This is a genomic window from Shinella sp. GW821-FHT10F02 (assembly GCF_058809275.1).
This window is the reverse complement of the sequence record NZ_JBXASL010000009.1, coordinates 38,370-55,485: the sequence shown is the minus strand read 5'-3', so window position 1 is coordinate 55,485 and position 17,116 is coordinate 38,370. Positions and strand designations below refer to the sequence as shown.

Below are 17,116 nucleotides of genomic sequence, written 5' to 3'. Positions count from 1 at the left end.
AATAGGCCTCAGCGGTAACCGGCTTCGCCGGCTTCATGCAGCTTCGGGCCGCGCTCGACGATCGGCTCCAGCGCGTTTTCCACCGGCACGTTCGGCGCGTCGTGGATCGCCGCGTAGGTGCCCTGCGGGTTGAAGGCCCATTTCACGCCGTTGCCGAGCACCTTCTGCACGGTAGCGTCGTGATAGGTCGGATAGGTCTCGTGGCCGGGGCGGAAGTAGAAAATGTTGCCGGCGCCGCGGCGCCAGGTCATGCCGGAGCGGAACACCTCGCCGCCGGCAAACCAGGAGATGAAGACCGTTTCCAGCGGCTCCGGCACGGAGAACTGCTCGCCGTACATTTCCTCGTTTTCAAGCACGAAGTTCTCGCCGAGACCTTCGGCGATCGGATGGCGCGGGTTGATGACCCACAGGCGCTCGCGCTCGCCGGCCTCACGCCATTTCAGCGCGCAGGGCGTGCCCATCAGGCGCTTGAAGATTTTCGAGAAATGGCCGGAATGCAGCACAAGCAGGCCCATGCCCTCCCAGACGCGCTTGGCGACGCGCTCGACCACCGCGTCATCCACCGCACCATGGTCCTTGTGGCCCCACCAGACGAGCACGTCCGTCTCAGCAAGCCGCGCCTCACTCAAACCGTGCTCCGGCTCCTGCAAGGTCGCCGTCGTGGCGGTGATCGCCGGATCGCTGTTGAGCGCGTCGGCGATCGTGTTGTGCATGCCGTTCGGATAGATCGAGCGCACGATCTCGTTCGTCTGCTCGTGGATGTTTTCACCCCATACGATGGTGCGTATAGCCATGTGCCATTCCTCTTAAAGCCGGAAATTGAAACCGCTTTCAATTTGCCGGAATCGATTAAGACCAGACCCGCTTCTTGGCAAGCGGGGGGCCTGTCGATTCCGGCCGCCTTTCAGTGGAATGTCGATTTGGAGAAAAGGTTCAGCACAAGCACGCCGGCAATGATGAGGCCGAGGCCGAAAAGTGCCGCCGGATCGAGCTTCTGGCCGAAGGCGAAATAGCCGACGGCGGAGATCAGCACGATGCCGAGGCCGCTCCAGATGGCATATGCGATGCCGACCGGCACGTAGCGCAGGCTCCAGGACAGGAAGAAGAAGGCGATGGCATAGCAGACGACCATCGCGGCCGTCGGCACGACGCGCGTGAAATGCTGCGCGGCCTGCATGGCCGAGGTGCCGAGCACTTCGAAGATGATGGCGACGACGAGGGCGGCATAGACGAGGGGCAGGCTCATGACGTGTCTCCGGCGCGCATCGCGCCAATGGGCGCCTGCGGGGCGCGAAGTGTTGGATCAGGAGCGCGAAAGCGCGAGCAGCCGGCCCAGCATGGCGGTGCGCGTTTCGGCGTCCAGTGTCGGCGCGCCGAGCAGGTCGGCGAGCCAGAGGCCATCCACGGCATATCGGACGAGCACGGCATCCGGCGAGGAATCCGTGCCGATGTTTTCCGCGAGATGCCGCTCGACCCATTGTCGCCAGCGTTCCCGCAGGTGCGGCTCGGAAATCAGCGCGATGGTCAGCACCTTCCATTGCTCGCTGTCGTCCATGCCCTCCGGCACGAAGAACACCGCGACATAGGCTCGGGTGAAGCGACCCTTCGGCTCCGGGTCGGATTGCATCTTTTCCGCCAGCACCCGGTCGAGCTTTTCCGTCAGGTCGCTGAACAGGCCGTCGAGCAGCGACAGCTTGTTCGGAAAATGGTGCAGCAGGCCGCCCTTGCTCACGCCGGCCGCCTGCGAGACCGCATCGAGCGTCACGCTTCCCGGCCCCTTCTCCAGCGACAGCCGTGCGGCGACCTCCAGCAATTGCTGGCGGACGGCTTCCGGGTGTTTCTTGCGGTGATGTGCCTTGCTCATGCTCAAAACATACCGTCTGGACGGTTTCTTGTCAATCTGCCAAAACCGCGCGCTTCGTCGCAGGCAAAAGGCTGCCATTGCCTGCCGGATGGCCGGGCGCTAAGACCGGGGAAACGGGAAAGCGGCAATGGCGGATACGACCGGCAGCGAGGAACGGCAGGGCGAGACGATCACCCTCTATGAGGCGATCGGCGGCGATGCGGGCGTGCGGGCGCTGACGCACCGCTTCTACGAACTGATGGACACCCTGCCGGAAGCGGCACGCTGTCGCGCGATCCATCCACCGGATCTCTCCGGCAGCGAAGAGAAGTTTTACGAATACCTGACCGGCTGGCTCGGCGGACCGCCGCTCTATACGGACAAGCGCGGCCACCCCATGCTGCGCCGTCGCCATTTCGTGGCACAGATCGGGCCGGCGGAGCGCGACGAATGGCTGCTTTGTTTCGGGCGAGCGCTGGAGGAGACCGTGCCGAGCGAGGGCTTGCGCGCCATCATCCTCGAGCCGGTGACCCGCCTCGCCCACCACATGCAGAACCAGGAATAGGAACTCCGATGTCGTTTTCGCTTCGTTCGACGACACTGCTCGTCGCCGGCCTGATGGGTATCACGGGCGTCGTCACCGCGGCTGCCGCGTCGCACGGCAGCGACCCGCGCCTGATGGCCGGCGCCTCCGCCATGTGCCTGGCGCACGCCCCGGCACTGATCGCGCTTTATGCCGCGTGGCCGACCATACGGATCGCCCCGCTTGCCGCCCTGCTGCTCGCCGTCGGAACCGCGCTCTTTGCGGGCGACCTCGTCTTCCGCCATACGGCCGGCCACGGGCTCTTCCCGATGTCGGCGCCGACCGGCGGCGTGATCATGATGGCGGGCTGGCTGGCGGTGGCGCTCGGCGCGTTCCTGCCGCGCAAGGAAACCTGATCAGCTCTTCGGAATCCGGCCGAAACGCAGCAGGTTGCCGTGCGGATCATGGATGTAGAACTCTTCCATGTTCCACGGCCGTACCGCCATCGGCGTCAGGCTGGGAACCCCGCGCGCGCTGAATTCGCGGTGCAGGTCTTCAATGCCGCCGCCGCGAAGGTAGACGGTCGTGTTCTCGCAGAGCGACCGGTCATCGACGAGCGCGAAATGCAGTTCCATGCCGGCCACGCGGCGCACGATGAGATAGTTGTTCGCCTCGTAGACGACCTCTTCGAAGCCGAGCTGCTTCGTGTAGAAAGCCTTGGTTTCCTGAATGTCGAGCGACGGCAGGACGGGCAGGACTTCGACGCGGTCGGGATCGTCGAGCACGCTCATGCGCCCTCGACCACGCTGAAACCCTCGAATTTCGGCGGGCCGAGATAGATGCCCTTGTCGGCCGCGGCATTCTTGTGCGCCTGCCGGAAATTCTCCGATTTCGTCCAGGCAATGAAATCGTCCTTGCTCGCCCAGATCGAATGGGAGGCGAAGAGGGTGAAGCCCTCTTCCGCATTGGTATCGCCACGAAGCAGGTGAAAAGACTGGAAGCCAGGGGTGTCCGCCAGGCTGGAATCCCGCCCCTTCCAGATATTTTCAAAGGCCTCTTCGTGGCCGATTGCAATCCGGAAACGGTTCATGGCGAAGAACATGCGAATACCTTGGTGTCAGAGCGAATCCCGCCGCACACGACGCGGCACGGGGAAGGCTACGACATTGTCATTGCGTGCTTCAAGGGCGGATGTGCCCTCGAAGCTCGCCGTGCGCGACGGCGGGCGGGCGTTCTGGACCGGGAATTCCGTGACATTCTCGGTTTCGAGCACCTCCGCACGACGCGTCAGCAGGGCGTAAAGTTCCGGCACAAGGCCGTCGCCGTTCTGGGCGGCCAGCTTGTGCAGGCCGATCATCATGAAGGCTTCGGGTCTTTCGTCATTCACTGCGCAGTCTCTCCCTGGCTCATGCTCTGCAGGGCACGCTCGAAGGAGGATTTGCTGCCGTTGCGCAGCGGCACGAAGGCCTTCTCCCACTTCTTGCAGCCCGTCTTCACGCGGATGCAGGCATCATGGCTGATACAGTCGATGGGGCAGAAGACGCAGTCGACCGAGGGCAGCACGTTGTCGATGCGCGATACCGCCTCGCGCAGGCCGCCATCGTGATGGATGAGGTTGGCGCCATAGGAACTGGCGATCTGGCGCAGATGCGCCACCTGGCAGTCCCGACCGCCGACATAGAGGAAGCTGCGCCCTTCGAGCGTCGCCTTGCTGTCCGCCTTCTGGGCCGCGTCGTCCTGGTGGCCGCGGGCCTGCTGCTGCTGCCTGTGCTTCTCGCGCATCGCCTTCCTCTCCGCTTCGCCGGTCCGGCGCTTGATCTTGGTGACTTCCACGCTGCGCGGCGCCTGCGGCACCCGCATTTCGACGCGCGGGGCAACGGCGGGCACTTCTGCCACCGTGGTTTCCGGCGCGGCCGCGACCTGCTTCCTGAGTGTGGCGACCTGGCGTTCCAGGTCCGAGATGCGCCGGTCGCGCTCGGCGATCATCGATTTCAAGACCGCTTCCGCGCGGCCTGCAGTCACGTAATTCATGCAAGTTCCCCTTTGGCACTCCGCAGCGCGAAGCCTCAGTCAGGGGCAACCTACAAAACCTGAGTTTGAGAGTAAAGTATAAACATGACTACGAAAGTCATATTTTCGTGCAAAAAATTCCCGCCATGGGGCTCATGACGGGAATGCGCGTCTCAGTTGAAGACGATCGGCACGTTGAAGGCCCAGGACGAGCGCCCGGCGGCCTCTGGAATCTTGGCGAAGGGTGCGGCGCGCTGCACCGAATCGACCGCCGCCTTGTCGAGGGCCGCGCTGCCGGAACTGCGCGCGACGCGGATGCCGCTCGCCTGGCCGCTTGAGCCCACGGTGAAGCTCACGACCACGCTGCCGCGATCGCCGCCGGAGACGCGGCGCTTGGCGCGGTTGATCTTGTTGCGCACCTTGCCCGGATAGTTGCTGACGGCGGCATTGCCGGCGGCGGACGAATTGCCCTTCTTCTGGCCGCCGACCGCCGCGGTCTTTACATCCGCCGATCCATCGACCTCGCCCTTGGTGGCGTTCTGCTTGGCCTTGCCCTTCTCGCCGGCCTTCTTGACCGGCTTCTGCTTCGGCTTCTTGCGCTCGACCTTTTTGACCGGCTCTTCCTTCTTCACTTCCGGAACAGGCTCGATCGCTTCTTCCGGCACGATTTCCGGCTTGATTTCCGGAACCGGGATGGCGGCGATCTCCACCTCGGCGGAGGGCACGAGCAACTCTTCCACCGGCTCGGAAACGATCGGATCGGTGGGCTGCACCATCTCCGTCACTTCGGGCTCGATTTCGGTCGGCTGGATTTCCGCCACTTCCTGCGGCACCGGCTCGGTGATGTCGGGCTGGATCGTCTCGGGCGTGATCGTATCTTCGGGATTTCCGGATTCCACCGCCTCGAAGGCGCCGTTGCCAAGCATCTCCACTTCCGCGACGACGCCGCCGGCGATCAGCGCCTGCTCTTCTTCAGGCGCCGGCGCCATGGTGAGGATTGCGGCGGCCGTGGCGTGCGCCAGCAGGGAAAGGACGCCTCCGCCAACCCAGAGCCACTTGCTTCCAGACATGATATCACCCGTCATTCCGTTTCATGCACCGCAGCACCTCATGCGCCGCGAACGCTATACTCATCCTTCAAGGCTGGCCGTCGCCTTGCTGCGCGTGACGATGCCGTCCATGCAGCGGCCCTTCTCCAGGCCCTCGCCTTCGCAGACCGGCGCATCGTTGATCAGCAGGTTCTTCACCGTCTCGCATTTGATGCCCGGCACGTCGAACTGGCGCACCTTGGATTTGCCGGCCGGCAGGTCGCGGAAATCGAGCAGCGCCAGGCGCTCGACCGTGCCCTTGTCATTGAAGATGACGAATTCGAAGGAGACCTTCGAGACGTTCTGCGCAAAGCCGTTGGCCGCCACGAAGGTGAAGAGGCAGCCCTTCTGCGAGCTTGCGAGCGCGTTGAGCTCGACGTCCAGCCCCTTGGGCGCATCCTGCGCTGCGGCATGCGTGATAGCGGCAGCAGAAAGCATCGCCGAAAGTAGAATGGTGCGTACGGTCATTGGCCCGCCTGTTTCATACCGGTTTTAAGGTCGGCCGAGAGCGCCGGCCGCGGTCGTTCCTGCCGGCTGCCTCACACAAGAATTAACATCCCATTGTGGCGCCGGTATTGCGTGCATAGATAAATATGAGTAATGAAGTCAAGATAGTAAACGCAAAATCCCCGTCAAACCCCTGTTCCGGCAACTGAATTTACAGTGAAGGGCCGGCGTGGCAGACATTCGATCAAGGCCGAGCAATGAGCAACACGACCCGACCGACCCCCGCCGAAATCCGCGCCTTTCGCGCCGAGAACCCCAAAATGCGCGAGCGCGACATCGCCGCCCAGCTCGGCATTTCGGAAGCCGCCCTCGTCGCGGCCGAAGTCGGCCTGACGGCGGTCCGCATCGACGGCGATGCCAACCGCTTCCTCGAACGCTCGGAAGCGCTCGGCGAGGTCATGGCGCTGACCCGCAACGAGAGCGTGGTGCACGAAAAGATCGGCGTCTTCGAGAAGATCACCACCGGCAAGCATGCCTCGATCGTGCTCGGCGAAAACATCGACCTGCGCATCTTCCCCGGCACCTGGGCGCATGGCTTCGCGGTCACCAAGACCGATGGCGACCAAGTGCGCCGCAGCCTGCAATTCTTCGACAAGGCCGGCGTCGCCGTGCACAAGGTGCACCTGCGCCCCGCCTCCAATCTCGAAGCCTATGAGGCCATCGTCGCCGACTTCCGCCTGGAAGATCAGTCGCAGGATTTCGTCGAGGTGGTGTCCCAGAAGGTCGACGATACCGGCCCAGTCGATGTCGCAGCCCTGCGGGAAAGCTGGGCGGCGATGACCGATACGCACCAGTTCTTCGGCCTGCTGAAGAAGCTGAAGATCGGCCGTCAGGATGCCGTGCGCAGCGTCGGCGAGGATTTTGCCCATGAGGTGCGCGCCGATGCCGTCGGCGACCTGATGCGCGCCGCCGCCGAGCGCGATGCCGACATCATGTGCTTCGTCGGCAATAACGGCACGATCCAGATCCACACCGGCCCGGTGAAGAACATCCAGCCGATGGGGCCGTGGCTTAACGTGATGGACCCGACCTTCCACATGCACCTGCGCATGGACCACATCGCCGAGTGCTGGGTCGTGCGCAAGCCGACGGTCGACGGTCACGTCACCTCGCTGGAGGCCTATGACGCGAGCGGCGAAATGATCATCCAGTTCTTCGGCAAGCGCAAGGAAGGCATGGTGGAACGCACCGACTGGCGCGAGATCCTTGACGGCCTGCCGCGCCCCGACAGCGTCGCCGCCTGAGGAACAAGCAATTCCAGCAAAAGTGTGAAGCGGTTTTGCTTGCCGAGAATTGCGTCAAGACAAAGAGACAGAGTGTTTCGCGTTTCGTGAAAACACTCTGGTGACCCGTTAAGGAACCGACCATGAGCAAGAGCTTCGATTTCCGCCGCGCCCGCCCATGGGAAGTGGCCCTCACCGTGTTTGCCCTTTCCGCCCCCCTCCTGCTGCCGCTGGCGGGCGCCGGCTCGAACGGTTTCATCCGCAAGGCCGTTGCGCAGGAAATGCAGCAGGTCGACAGCTCGAAACTGGTGGCGATCGGCGGCGCTGTGACGGAAATCGTCTATGCGCTCGGCGAAGGCGGCCGTCTCGTCGCCCGCGATTCCACCAGCACCTTCCCGGAAGACGCGCTGAAGCTGCCGGATGTCGGCTATATGCGCCAGCTCTCGCCGGAGGGCGTCATCGCCGTCAACCCGACCGCCATCCTCGCCGTCGAAGGCAGCGGCCCGCCGGATGCGCTGGCCGTCTTGAAGAGCGCCGGCATTCCCTTCGAAACCGTGCCGGAAGGCTATGACCGCGCGGCGATCCTGAAGAAGATCGACGTCGTCGGCAAATTCCTCGGCGTGCCAGAGAAAGCCAAGGAACTGGAAGCCACGGTCGCGGCCGATCTCGACGCGGCGATTGCCGATGCCGCCAAGCGGCCGGAAAACGAGCGCAAGCGCGTGCTCTTCATCCTCTCCTTCCAGAACGGCAAGGTCATGGCCGCGGGCGGCCACACGGCGGCCGACGGCATTATCGGGCTTGCCGGCGCGATCAACGCGACCGAAGGCGCCTTCGAGGGCTACAAGCCGCTCACCGACGAGGCGATCATCAAGGCCAAGCCAGACGTCGTCATGATCATGACGCGCCCCGGCGCCGGCAGCAGCGACGAGGAGATCCTCGCGCATCCGGCGATCTCGGTGACGCCGGCCGCCGCCAACAAGGCGATCCTGCGCATGAACAGCCTGCACCTGCTCGGCTTTGGCCCGCGCACCGCCTCCGCCATCCGCGATCTCAACAAAGAACTCTACGGCAATGTCTCTCAATGATGTCGTGCGCGACGATGGCGCGCACACCGTGAGCGGTTCGGTGCTGACGCGCTCCGTCCAGTCCCGGCATGCCGGCGACCGGACGGCGATCGCGCGCCTGACGCTCGCGGCCCTCGTTCTCGTCTCGATCGTCGCGCTCGCCTTGTCGATCACGACCGGCGCCTCGGATGCCTCCGCGATCAACGTCATCGGCGCGTTGTTCAGCGGCGCGGAAGACACCGCGCTCAGCATGCGCGACCGCATCATCGTCTTCGACATCCGCATGCCGCGCGCGCTGCTCGGCTTTCTGATCGGCGCGGCACTCGCCATGTCCGGCGCGGTGATGCAGGGCCTGTTCCGCAATCCGCTCGCCGATCCCGCCCTCGTCGGCATCTCATCCGGCTCCGCACTCGGCGCGGTGCTGATGATCGTGCTCGGCGCCAGCCTGCCGGCCGGGGTGATGATCGCGCTCGGCGCCTTCGCCCTGCCGCTCGCCGCCTTCGCCGGCGGCCTTCTGACGACGCTGCTGCTCTATCGCATCGCCACGCGCGGCGGGCAGACCTCCGTCGCCACCATGCTGCTGGCCGGCATCGCGATTTCCGCACTTGCCGCCGCCATCACCGGCATCCTCATCTATATGGCCGATGACAAGCAGCTGCGCGATATTACCTTCTGGAGCCTCGGCTCGCTCTCCGGCATGACCTGGGCAAAACTCTTTGCCGCAGGCCCCATCATGCTGGTGGCCCTTCTCGTCGTGCCCTTCCTGTCGCGCGGCCTCAATGCCATCACGCTCGGCGAGGCCGCCGCCTTCCACATGGGTGTGAAGGTGCAGCGGCTGAAATATATCGCGGTCGTCGCCGTTGCCGGCGCGGTCGGCGCCTCGGTCGCCGTTAGCGGCGGCATCGGCTTCGTCGGCATCGTCGTGCCGCATCTGCTGCGCATCGTCATCGGCCCGGACCACCGCTACCTGCTGCCGGCCTCAGCGCTGTTCGGCGGCGTGCTGATGCTCGGCGCCGACATGCTGGCGCGCACCATCGTCGCCCCCGCCGAATTGCCGATCGGCATCATCACGGCGCTGGCCGGCGCGCCCTTCTTCCTCTGGGTGCTGCTGCGCGACCGCACGCGCAACGGCTGGTAGGACAATGATCACCGCAAAGAACCTCACGGTCAGCCTGTCCGGCAAGACCATCGTGCATGGCGTGGCGCTCGAAGCTAAGGCCGGGCAGCTTACCGCCATCGTTGGCCCGAACGGCTCCGGCAAGACGACGACGATGAAGGCGATTGCCGGCGAACTGCCGAGCAAGGGCGAGATCACCATCAACGGCCATGCGCTGGGGGCACTCGAACCCTGGCAGCTCGCCGTGAAGCGCGCCGTGCTACCGCAGGCCGCCACCATCGCCTTCCCCTTCACGGTGCGCGAGATCGTCCGCCTCGGCCTTACCGTCGGCCCGAACCGCCATGCGGAGCGCATCGACGCCATTACCACGGAGGCGCTCGCCGCCGTCGATCTTTCCGGTTTCGCCGGTCGCTTCTACCAGGAGCTTTCGGGCGGCGAGCAGCAGCGCGTGCAGCTCGCCCGCGTGCTCTCGCAGATCTGGGAACCGGTGCTCGACGGCGAACCCTGTTTCCTGATGCTCGACGAGCCGGTCTCGGCACTCGACATCCGCCACCAGCTGACCATCATGCAGCTTGCGCGGCGTTACTGCGAAGGCGGCGGCGGGGTGATTGCGGTCATGCACGACCTCAACCTCACCGCCATGTTCGCAGACCATATGGTGATGATGCGCGCCGGCCGCATCGAGCGCGCCGGCCGACCCGCCGACGTCATGACCGACGATGCGATGGAAGCCGTGTTCGGTTGCCGCATGCGCATCAACGGCGTGCCCGCCACCGGTGTGCCCTTCGTGTTGCCGCACACCGCTTCGGCCTGATTCTCCAGCGCCTTACGGAACTTTTTGCCCCGCCCCACGTTTCCTGCCCCGGAAAGACCGTTCCGCCAAGGGGGTGGAGCGCTGTTCGGCCCGCGCACCGCGCGGGCGACCGCAAAAGGAGAAACGGCATGGCCACCGGATTGTTTTCATCGCGCAGCAAAAGCCTGCGCAACGGCCTTCACGACGACGCCCAGGCCGTCGAGGAGCAGATCGCCGAACTGCGCGACGAGATCGCGTCGCTTGCCAAGCTGCTCGCCAGCGACGCCTCGGACGGCGCAAGCGGCATTCGCAAGAAGGCACGGGCGGTCAAGGCGCAGGCGAGCGACGCCGCGCATGACCTGAAGGACCGCGCACAGGGCGACATCCGCGACATGATCGCCGCCGGCGAGGACATTCTGGCTGAGTTCCAGACGCGCTACCAGGATTCCGGCCGTCGCGCCCGCAAGGCCGTGAAGGAGCATCCGCTCGCCACGCTCGGCGTCGCGGCTGCCGCGGGCTTCCTGCTCGCAGCACTGCTGCGCCGCTGATCCCATCCTCGCACGTTTTCAGGGACGCCATCCGGCGTCCCTTCCTGATTTCCGGAGCGCCATAGCATGCTGTCACTGGGGGCCATTCTCATGCAGAACCTCGTTACCCGCGTCACGGACCGGGTGGACGAGACGATGGACATTGCCAAGCGCAATGCGATCGCCGGCCTGATCATCGGCCTCCTGCTGATCACCGCCTATGTGCTCGGCGTCGTCGCCACCGCCGTGTTGCTGGCGCAGCACTACGGCACCGTGCCGGCCCTCTTCGGCCTTGCCGGCGGCTTCCTGCTGCTTGCGCTGATCGTGCTCGCCATCGTCGCCATGCGCAACAAGCGCGAGCGTGAACTGCGCCGCATCCGCCGCGATCAATTGGCGGCACGCCGCGACCTGATGGCGGCCGCGGCGACCGTCGCCGTGCGAAAACCCTTCGCAGCAACGGCCGTGGCGCTTGCGCTCGGCTTCCTGCTCGCGCCAAAATCCCGCCGCGACGACTGATTTCCTGATTTTTTAAAGCGGCATGCGGATGACGGCCGTGACGCCCTTCGGCAGATACTCGACATGCACGCTGCTGCCGAGGATCTTGTCGAGGCTGCGCTCGATCAGCACCGAGCCGAAGCCGCGGCGCCCCTCCGGCTTGACCGGCGGCCCGCCGACCTCGTGCCACGTCATGTTAAGCACGCGCTGGCCGTCCTCGTTCAGGACACGCGCGGTGATCACCACCTTGCCGCTGCGCAGCGACAGGCCGCCATATTTGCGGGCATTAGTGGCAAGCTCGTGCAGCACGAGACCGAGCCCGACAGCCTGGTCCGGCCCAAGCTCCACCTCGTCCTTGTGGATCTCGACCTGGCCTTCATAATCCATCGCATAGGGCATGATCTGCTTCTGCAACAGCATTTTCAGATGGATGACGCCCCATTCGTGGTCGCTGAGCAGGCCATGCGCCTCCGAGAGCGATTGCAGCCGGCCGGCGAAGGCATCCATGAATTCGACCGGGTCGCTCGTCTGCCGCAGCGTCTGGCGCGCCAGCGATTGCAGCATGGCAAGCGTGTTCTTGACGCGGTGGTTGAGTTCGCGCAGCAGGAGGCGCGTGCGCTCGGAGGCAAGCTGCCCGTCGGTGACGTCGACATTGATGCCGAGAAACACCGTCGGCTTGCCGTCCGCATCCCATTCATGCACGCGCCCGCGCCCGAGCAGCCACCGCCCCGATTTCGCGGCCCGGAACAGGCCGTCATATTCCTTGCCGGAGGCGAGCGCATCGCGCAGGCGGCCGATGGTGACCTTGCGGTCTGCCGGATGCACGGCAGTGAAGAATTTGCGCGCGCTCATCGGCCGTGCCGGCTTGACGCCGAGCATGCGGTAGAAGGTCTCATTGCCAGAGACTATGCCCGTCGAGATATCCCACAGCCAGCTTGCGACATTGGCCGCATCGAGCGCCAGCGCATGGCGCTTTTCGTCGCGCGAGAGAACTTCGGCCGCCAGCGCGCGCCGTCGCGCCTCCTCCTTCAGCCCGAGCAGCGAGGTGGCAAGCGATGCCAGTTGCTTCAGGCGCGGCAGGAGATCGGGGGAGACGCGCGGATGCGGCTTCACGTCGAAGACACAGACCGTGCCGATCGGCTGGCCGCTGACGACGATCGGCACGCCGGCATAAAAACGCAGGTGCGGCTCGCCGACAACACTCGGCAGGCCGGAAAACCGATGATCCTTGGTGGCATCGGCGACGACCAGCGGTTCGTCGACATTTTCGGTGATCAATCGCACACAGAAAGAATCCGCCGAGGGCGCACGGATCTCCCGCGTGCCCTCGCGCGCCAGGAACCACTGGTCCGTGCGGCCGAGAATGGTGACGAGGGCGATCGGCGCGGAAAACAGTCCCGCGGCAAGTCCGGCAATGTCGTCGAAATCGGGATCGGGGCCGAGAAAGACCGGCATCACAGCCTCAAGCGCCGCCAAACGGTCTGGCGCGCCCAGAACCGCTTCAAAATCGGACGGTAGTGGCTGAACGTTATCCTTCATACACTTTCGGTAAGCGATTCCACGTCCCATTTCACCAGCCAGTCATGCCGGCAGACGCAGATTCGTCCCAATCCCCTCAATCTTTCCGCCGCCCGTCATCATGACAGGCGGCGTTTGGTAGAATTACGATGCGAAGGCGCGCGACGTGATCGGCGCCGAAATGGCATCCGGCCCGTAGTCACCCTCGCCGCTGACTTGCAAAAGCTCCTGCAAGCGCTGGCGGGCCCGGTTCACGCGGCTCTTGATGGTGCCGAGCGCGCAGCCGCAGATTTCAGCCGCTTCCTCATAGGAGAAGCCGGAAGCGCCGACGAGGATGATCGCCTCGCGCTGCTCGTCCGGCAGCTTTTCGAGCGCTTTCTTGAAATCCTGCATGTCCAGCGAACCGTATTGCGAGGGATGCTGCGCGAGGTTCTCGGTAAAGATGCCGTCGCTGTCCTGCACCTCGCGGCCGCGCTTGCGCAGCTTGCTGTAGAGTTCGTTGCGCAGGATCGTGAAGAGCCAGGCCTTCATGTTCGTGCCCATTTCGAACTGTTCCTGCTTGGCCCAGGCCTTCATGATCGTGTCCTGCACGAGGTCGTCCGCCTGGTCGTGGCGGCCGATCAGCGAAATGGCGAAGGCGCGCAGGCTGGGAAGAACTGCGAGGAGTTCACGCTTGAAAGTCGTCTGTCGCTGTTCCATCTCGTCCTCACTCGGCCCGTTGAACGCTGTTTTCGACAGCATCCAGCTTTTCGAGAAGATCCAAGAACCGTTGGGGAAGCGTCTCGTCCTGTACCGAATGGTAGAATGCACGAAGTTTCGTCGCGATCTGTGCATTGGGATCATCCGGCCTCTTTCGAGGCTTGGCGGCATTCGTTTTATGTTCCACGCTATTCACTCTTGGCCACTTTCATTGTTCATCGCGCCCTAGTGACGAATTCGGCTTGGAAATGCCCCGCAGCAAAAAAGGTTCCATGCTTTGGAACTTAAATTTGGTTCCCGCGTTCAAACCGTCAACTGCAATTGCAGCAATTTAAGAACAGGGGACCAATCATGCCGATTTCCGACCGCATCGGACCGCACCTGCCGGCGCTGCGCCGTTACGCACGCGCCCTCACGGGCACCCAATCCTCCGGCGACGCCTATGTGGCCGCCACGCTCGAAACGATCCTCATCGATCCTTCCGTCATGCCGGAGGGCGAGGACGACAAGGCGAAGCTCTTCGGGCTCCTGAGCCGCATCATTTCCTCCCTCCCCGTTTCGATGAGCCGCCGCGCCGGCGCCATCGCGCCCGGCCGGGAAGCGCCCTTCGACCTCTCCGGCGTTCCGCCGCTCGGCCGCCAGGCGTTGCTGCTCGCAACCGTCGAAGGTTTCTCGGTGGAACGGACCGCGGAAATTCTTGAAGCGGAAATGACCGACATCCGCGCCCTGCTCGATGCCGCCTTCGCGGAAATCGCCGCCCAGGCGCAGACCGGCATCATGATCATCGAGGATGAGCCGCTCATCGCGCTCGACCTCGCCCACATGGTCAACGGCATGGGCCACCGCGTCACCGGCATCGCCCGCACGCAGGCCGAGGCCGAGACGCTGTGGAGCGACAGCCGCCCCGGACTGGTTCTCGCCGACGTACGGTTGGCCGATGGCAGTTCCGGCATCGACGCGGTCAACACCATCCTGTCGCGGACCGACATTCCCGTCATCTTCATCACCGCCTATCCCGAACGGCTCCTGACCGGCGAGCGGCCGGAACCGGCCTTCCTCGTCTCGAAACCGTTCAATCCGGAGCAGGTGAAGGTCCTGATCAACCAGGCCCTTCTCTTTACCCCGCAAGCGCGCGCCGCGGCTTGATCTAGCTCCCGGATGGCCGCAGCGGCGGCGCGGCCGGCGGCGGTGGGAGGCACGCCCACCGCCGCCTTCGCTTTTTCTAGTGTTCGTCACCCGCACAAAAGAAAACAGCCAGCGCCTGGGAGGCACTGGCTGCTTGAGTATCCACGGACCGGAGGGGGACACGGTATCGTGGTCGATCACCAGTCGAGGGCCTCGCATTTGGGGGATATGCGCAGACCGGTGACGACACAAAAACACGCGACAACGGATTTGGTTCCGCCCGGTTGCAAATTTTTTTGATCTTTTTATTCGATCGTTTCGAGCTCTGCCCGGTGCCTGTAAAGCGCGAGGAAACGGCGGTAATCCCGGTCGTAGCGACCCTTCACATCCGCCCTATATTCGCTGCCGCCCGGATACATGCCCGCACCCGCCGCCTGAAGATCGGCATAAAGCCCGCCCGCCACCGCCGCGACCATGGCCGTTCCGAGCAGCACGGCATCGTTGGTATCCGCCACGACGACGCGGCAGCCGGTGACGTCGCGGTAAAGCTCCATCAGCAGCGGATTGCGGACATGACCGCCGGTGACATGCAGCGTATCGAGCACGTAGCCGCAGTCGCCGAGCTTGTCGAGAATGTGCCGGATGCCGAGCGCGATGGCGACTGAGGTGCGCCAGTAGAGCCGGCAGAGCCCGTCGAAGGAGGCATCGAGTGCCAGCCCGCTGATGACACCCAGCGCATGCGGATCGGCCAGCGGCGAGCGGTTGCCGTGGAAATCCGGCAGCACATGGAGCCGGTCGGCGAAGGCCTCGCCCTCCTCCTGCTGCATCTCGCGGATGCGGGCGACGATGCGCGCATGGTTTGCCGCCGAAGGCTCGCCGCCGGCGCTGTGCAGGCGCACGATATGATCGAGCAGCGCGCCCGTCGCCGATTGCCCGCCCTCGACCAGCCACCAGCCCGGCAGCACCGCCTCGTAATAAGGCCCCCACATGCCGAAGCCGAATTTCTTCTCTCGCGAGAAGGCGACGATGCAGCTCGACGTGCCGCCGATCAGTGCCAACTGGCGCTCCAGCTTCTCCGGCTGGCCGGCGAAGGGGCCGAGCACGCCGAACGTGCCGGCATAGGCATCGATCAGGCCGGTCGCGACCACGCAATCCGTGTCAAGGCCAAGGTCCTGCGCCGCCTCTGCCTTCAGCCGCCCGATCGCCTCGCCCACCGCCAGCGTTTCTTCGGGCAGCGAGCCGCGCTCGCGCAGGTCCTCAAGCCCGATCGCCTGGAGAAAACTTTCGCTCCACGGCTTTTCCTCATGGGCGAGGTAGTTCCATTTGCCCGTCATCGTGCAGCGCGACCGCGCATTCGAGCCGGTCGCCCGCCAGGTGATGAAATCGGCAAGATCGAAGAAGAAGCCGGTTTTCGCCCATTGCTCCGGCCGGTGGCGCTTCAGCCACATCAGCTTCGGCATCTCCATTTCCGGCGACATGACGCTGCCGGAATGGGCGAGCACCGGATGTTTGGTCGCGGTGCAGATGTCGGCTTCCTTCAGCGCACGATGGTCGAGCCAGACGATGGTGTCCCAGCGCGCCTCCTCACCGCCCGAGACGGCAAGCGGCTGGCCCTGCCTGTCCCGCACCACCAGCGAGCAGGTTGCGTCGATGCCGAGTGCCGCGATGCGCCCCGCCGCGACACCCGCCACCGCAAGCGCTGACTTCAGCGAAATGCAGACCGCCTGCCAGATGTTTTCCGAATCGTGCTCGGCGTGGTCGGGACTGGGCCGGCGCATGGCGATCGGGTGTTCGGACCGCCCCAGGAGCGTGCCGCTTCGGTCGAACACGCCGGCGCGGGCACTGCCGGTGCCGATGTCCACCGCAACGATCAAATCGCGCATCAATGCTCTTTCCCGTCGGCCTCTTCCTTGCGGACAAACTGTAACAATTCCCGCATGTCGTCAAACAGGGCGTCGGGGTTCAGGCTGAGGAGCGTGTCGCGATGGCGCGGCGTGCGCGCATGGGAGCCGCCGGTGAAGGCGACGACGCGCATGCCGGCGGATTTCGCCGCCGAAATGCCGGCCGGGCTGTCTTCCACCACGACGCAGTGGCCGGGCGCGACACCCATCGCGGCGCTGGCATGGAGGAAAAGGTCGGGCGCCGGCTTGCCGCGCGCCACCATGCTGGCGCTGAAAATGTTCGGCTCGAAACGATCGATCAGGCCGGTGACGGTAAGCGACAGGCGGATGCGTTCCGGCTGGCTCGACGAGGCGACGCAATGGGCGATGCCGAGCCCGTCCACCGTCTCGGCAATGCCCTCGATCGGCTGAAGCTCGGCGCGAAACCGCTCGTAGAGCACCTTGCGCATGGCTTCAAGAAAGGCCGCGTCGATCGCCAGGCCGTATTCGTCATGCAGGATTTCCGACATGCTCTTCAGGCTGCGGCCGAGGAAGCGGTCGTGTGCCTCCTCCTCGCTCATCGCGACGCCGGCCGCCGCCAATGCCTCGACCAGCACCGTAAGCGATATCGGCTCGCTGTCGACGAGCACGCCGTCGCAATCGAAGATGACCAGTTCTGTCTTGGTGGCGGCCATGGTTTTCGT

Annotated in this window: 23 protein-coding genes; 9 read left to right on the top strand and 14 right to left on the bottom strand. The window is 64.7% G+C overall.

The annotated features are described in order from the left end of the window. Nucleotides 1-8: 8 nt before the first annotated feature. The 3 genes from AC1RWL_RS25765 to AC1RWL_RS25755 form a co-directional block, all read right to left on the bottom strand. Complete coding sequence (locus AC1RWL_RS25765) at nt 9-794, bottom strand: ThuA domain-containing protein (protein WP_493096596.1); 786 nt, start codon at nt 792-794, stop codon at nt 9-11. Nucleotides 795-904: 110 nt separating this feature from the next. Further along, the gene (locus AC1RWL_RS25760; protein ID WP_256121124.1) at nt 905-1,246 is read right to left on the bottom strand and encodes a DMT family transporter; all 342 of its coding nucleotides are present in this window, start codon (nt 1,244-1,246) and stop codon (nt 905-907) included. A 57-nt stretch (nt 1,247-1,303) separates the two neighbouring features. Continuing rightward, nucleotides 1,304-1,864, bottom strand: coding sequence for a TetR/AcrR family transcriptional regulator (locus tag AC1RWL_RS25755; RefSeq protein WP_435266097.1), 561 nt, complete (start codon nt 1,862-1,864; stop codon nt 1,304-1,306). 127 nt (nt 1,865-1,991) lie between these two features. On the opposite strand from AC1RWL_RS25755, the gene AC1RWL_RS25750 reads away from it, so the two are divergent. Continuing rightward, complete coding sequence (locus tag AC1RWL_RS25750) at nt 1,992-2,408, top strand: group II truncated hemoglobin (RefSeq protein WP_493096597.1); 417 nt, start codon at nt 1,992-1,994, stop codon at nt 2,406-2,408. 8 nt (nt 2,409-2,416) lie between these two features. Next, a complete protein-coding gene (locus AC1RWL_RS25745; RefSeq protein WP_493096598.1) occupies nt 2,417-2,782 on the top strand; it encodes a DUF423 domain-containing protein in 366 nt (121 codons plus the stop codon). Here the strand turns inward: AC1RWL_RS25745 and AC1RWL_RS25740 are convergent, their stop codons facing one another. From AC1RWL_RS25740 to AC1RWL_RS25715, 6 genes are all read right to left on the bottom strand, one after another. Continuing rightward, nucleotides 2,783-3,157 (bottom strand): bleomycin resistance protein, encoded by a 375-nt coding sequence (locus AC1RWL_RS25740; RefSeq protein ID WP_493096599.1) that lies wholly within the window; start codon nt 3,155-3,157, stop codon nt 2,783-2,785. Further along, nucleotides 3,154-3,468, bottom strand: coding sequence for a heme-degrading protein HmuQ (hmuQ, locus tag AC1RWL_RS25735; protein WP_435266101.1), 315 nt, complete (start codon nt 3,466-3,468; stop codon nt 3,154-3,156). Before hmuQ ends, AC1RWL_RS25740 begins: the two co-directional genes overlap by 4 nt. Nucleotides 3,469-3,483: 15 nt before the next feature. Next, nucleotides 3,484-3,753: a hypothetical protein gene (locus AC1RWL_RS25730; protein ID WP_435266102.1), complete on the bottom strand. Its 270-nt coding sequence runs from the start codon at nt 3,751-3,753 to the stop codon at nt 3,484-3,486. Further along, a complete protein-coding gene (locus tag AC1RWL_RS25725; protein ID WP_256121128.1) occupies nt 3,750-4,148 on the bottom strand; it encodes a DUF2325 domain-containing protein in 399 nt (132 codons plus the stop codon). Before AC1RWL_RS25725 ends, AC1RWL_RS25730 begins: the two co-directional genes overlap by 4 nt. Before the next feature lie 401 nt (nt 4,149-4,549). Then, on the bottom strand, nt 4,550-5,446 hold the full coding sequence (locus AC1RWL_RS25720) for an energy transducer TonB family protein (protein WP_493096600.1): 897 nt from the start codon (nt 5,444-5,446) through the stop codon (nt 4,550-4,552). A 60-nt stretch (nt 5,447-5,506) separates the two neighbouring features. Next, nucleotides 5,507-5,932 (bottom strand): hypothetical protein, encoded by a 426-nt coding sequence (locus AC1RWL_RS25715; RefSeq protein WP_435266103.1) that lies wholly within the window; start codon nt 5,930-5,932, stop codon nt 5,507-5,509. Nucleotides 5,933-6,168: 236 nt separating this feature from the next. Between AC1RWL_RS25715 and AC1RWL_RS25710 the strand changes: the two genes are divergently transcribed. From AC1RWL_RS25710 to AC1RWL_RS25685, 6 genes are all read left to right on the top strand, one after another. Beyond that, nucleotides 6,169-7,215, top strand: a complete 1,047-nt coding sequence (locus tag AC1RWL_RS25710; protein ID WP_439624250.1) for a hemin-degrading factor — start codon at nt 6,169-6,171, stop codon at nt 7,213-7,215. A 122-nt stretch (nt 7,216-7,337) separates the two neighbouring features. After that, entirely contained in the window at nt 7,338-8,279 is a 942-nt protein-coding gene (locus AC1RWL_RS25705; RefSeq protein WP_493096601.1) for a heme/hemin ABC transporter substrate-binding protein, read from the top strand. Next, nucleotides 8,266-9,396 carry a FecCD family ABC transporter permease gene (locus AC1RWL_RS25700; RefSeq protein WP_493096602.1) on the top strand — a complete coding sequence of 377 codons (1,131 nt, stop codon included), beginning with the start codon at nt 8,266-8,268 and terminating at the stop codon, nt 9,394-9,396. Before AC1RWL_RS25705 ends, AC1RWL_RS25700 begins: the two co-directional genes overlap by 14 nt. Nucleotides 9,397-9,400: 4 nt before the next feature. Next, a complete protein-coding gene (locus AC1RWL_RS25695) occupies nt 9,401-10,189 on the top strand; it encodes a heme ABC transporter ATP-binding protein (protein ID WP_492646649.1) in 789 nt (262 codons plus the stop codon). 128 nt (nt 10,190-10,317) lie between these two features. Further along, nucleotides 10,318-10,716, top strand: a complete 399-nt coding sequence (locus AC1RWL_RS25690; protein ID WP_439616034.1) for a glycine zipper domain-containing protein — start codon at nt 10,318-10,320, stop codon at nt 10,714-10,716. 66 nt (nt 10,717-10,782) lie between these two features. Beyond that, a complete protein-coding gene (locus AC1RWL_RS25685; RefSeq protein ID WP_493096603.1) occupies nt 10,783-11,211 on the top strand; it encodes a hypothetical protein in 429 nt (142 codons plus the stop codon). 12 nt (nt 11,212-11,223) lie between these two features. Here the strand turns inward: AC1RWL_RS25685 and AC1RWL_RS25680 are convergent, their stop codons facing one another. The 3 genes from AC1RWL_RS25680 to AC1RWL_RS25670 form a co-directional block, all read right to left on the bottom strand. After that, a complete protein-coding gene (locus tag AC1RWL_RS25680) occupies nt 11,224-12,729 on the bottom strand; it encodes a sensor histidine kinase (RefSeq protein WP_493096604.1) in 1,506 nt (501 codons plus the stop codon). 123 nt (nt 12,730-12,852) lie between these two features. Beyond that, nucleotides 12,853-13,407: an RNA polymerase sigma factor gene (locus AC1RWL_RS25675; protein WP_256121108.1), complete on the bottom strand. Its 555-nt coding sequence runs from the start codon at nt 13,405-13,407 to the stop codon at nt 12,853-12,855. Nucleotides 13,408-13,414: 7 nt separating this feature from the next. Next, nucleotides 13,415-13,594: a NepR family anti-sigma factor gene (locus AC1RWL_RS25670; protein WP_256121107.1), complete on the bottom strand. Its 180-nt coding sequence runs from the start codon at nt 13,592-13,594 to the stop codon at nt 13,415-13,417. A 164-nt stretch (nt 13,595-13,758) separates the two neighbouring features. Between AC1RWL_RS25670 and AC1RWL_RS25665 the strand changes: the two genes are divergently transcribed. Next, the gene (locus AC1RWL_RS25665; RefSeq protein WP_439616031.1) at nt 13,759-14,553 is read left to right on the top strand and encodes a response regulator; all 795 of its coding nucleotides are present in this window, start codon (nt 13,759-13,761) and stop codon (nt 14,551-14,553) included. A 284-nt stretch (nt 14,554-14,837) separates the two neighbouring features. Here AC1RWL_RS25665 and AC1RWL_RS25660 read toward each other — a convergent pair whose 3' ends face one another. Then, nucleotides 14,838-16,415 carry an FGGY-family carbohydrate kinase gene (locus AC1RWL_RS25660; RefSeq protein WP_493096606.1) on the bottom strand — a complete coding sequence of 526 codons (1,578 nt, stop codon included), beginning with the start codon at nt 16,413-16,415 and terminating at the stop codon, nt 14,838-14,840. Beyond that, a complete protein-coding gene (locus AC1RWL_RS25655; protein WP_435266112.1) occupies nt 16,415-17,107 on the bottom strand; it encodes an HAD family hydrolase in 693 nt (230 codons plus the stop codon). The genes AC1RWL_RS25660 and AC1RWL_RS25655 overlap by 1 nt, the downstream gene beginning before the upstream one ends. Nucleotides 17,108-17,116: the final 9 nt, after the last annotated feature.

Bases quoted from the DNA above. Each gene is read 5' to 3' on its own strand.
- AC1RWL_RS25705 (WP_493096601.1), top strand. From the start codon at position 7,338: ATGAGCAAGAGCTTCGATTTCCGCCGCGCCCGCCCATGGGAAGTGGCC.
- AC1RWL_RS25745 (WP_493096598.1), top strand. From the start codon at position 2,417: ATGTCGTTTTCGCTTCGTTCGACGACACTGCTCGTCGCCGGCCTGATG.
- AC1RWL_RS25715 (WP_435266103.1), bottom strand. From the start codon at position 5,932: ATGACCGTACGCACCATTCTACTTTCGGCGATGCTTTCTGCTGCCGCT.
- AC1RWL_RS25720 (WP_493096600.1), bottom strand. From the start codon at position 5,446: ATGTCTGGAAGCAAGTGGCTCTGGGTTGGCGGAGGCGTCCTTTCCCTG.
- AC1RWL_RS25755 (WP_435266097.1), bottom strand. From the start codon at position 1,864: ATGAGCAAGGCACATCACCGCAAGAAACACCCGGAAGCCGTCCGCCAG.
- AC1RWL_RS25740 (WP_493096599.1), bottom strand. From the start codon at position 3,157: ATGAGCGTGCTCGACGATCCCGACCGCGTCGAAGTCCTGCCCGTCCTG.
- AC1RWL_RS25685 (WP_493096603.1), top strand. From the start codon at position 10,783: ATGCTGTCACTGGGGGCCATTCTCATGCAGAACCTCGTTACCCGCGTC.
- hmuQ (WP_435266101.1), bottom strand. From the start codon at position 3,468: ATGTTCTTCGCCATGAACCGTTTCCGGATTGCAATCGGCCACGAAGAG.
- AC1RWL_RS25690 (WP_439616034.1), top strand. From the start codon at position 10,318: ATGGCCACCGGATTGTTTTCATCGCGCAGCAAAAGCCTGCGCAACGGC.
- AC1RWL_RS25765 (WP_493096596.1), bottom strand. From the start codon at position 794: ATGGCTATACGCACCATCGTATGGGGTGAAAACATCCACGAGCAGACG.
- AC1RWL_RS25695 (WP_492646649.1), top strand. From the start codon at position 9,401: ATGATCACCGCAAAGAACCTCACGGTCAGCCTGTCCGGCAAGACCATC.
- AC1RWL_RS25665 (WP_439616031.1), top strand. From the start codon at position 13,759: ATGCCGATTTCCGACCGCATCGGACCGCACCTGCCGGCGCTGCGCCGT.
- AC1RWL_RS25675 (WP_256121108.1), bottom strand. From the start codon at position 13,407: ATGGAACAGCGACAGACGACTTTCAAGCGTGAACTCCTCGCAGTTCTT.
- AC1RWL_RS25660 (WP_493096606.1), bottom strand. From the start codon at position 16,415: ATGCGCGATTTGATCGTTGCGGTGGACATCGGCACCGGCAGTGCCCGC.
- AC1RWL_RS25760 (WP_256121124.1), bottom strand. From the start codon at position 1,246: ATGAGCCTGCCCCTCGTCTATGCCGCCCTCGTCGTCGCCATCATCTTC.
- AC1RWL_RS25710 (WP_439624250.1), top strand. From the start codon at position 6,169: ATGAGCAACACGACCCGACCGACCCCCGCCGAAATCCGCGCCTTTCGC.
- AC1RWL_RS25725 (WP_256121128.1), bottom strand. From the start codon at position 4,148: ATGCGCGAGAAGCACAGGCAGCAGCAGCAGGCCCGCGGCCACCAGGAC.
- AC1RWL_RS25680 (WP_493096604.1), bottom strand. From the start codon at position 12,729: ATGAAGGATAACGTTCAGCCACTACCGTCCGATTTTGAAGCGGTTCTG.
- AC1RWL_RS25655 (WP_435266112.1), bottom strand. From the start codon at position 17,107: ATGGCCGCCACCAAGACAGAACTGGTCATCTTCGATTGCGACGGCGTG.
- AC1RWL_RS25700 (WP_493096602.1), top strand. From the start codon at position 8,266: ATGTCTCTCAATGATGTCGTGCGCGACGATGGCGCGCACACCGTGAGC.
- AC1RWL_RS25750 (WP_493096597.1), top strand. From the start codon at position 1,992: ATGGCGGATACGACCGGCAGCGAGGAACGGCAGGGCGAGACGATCACC.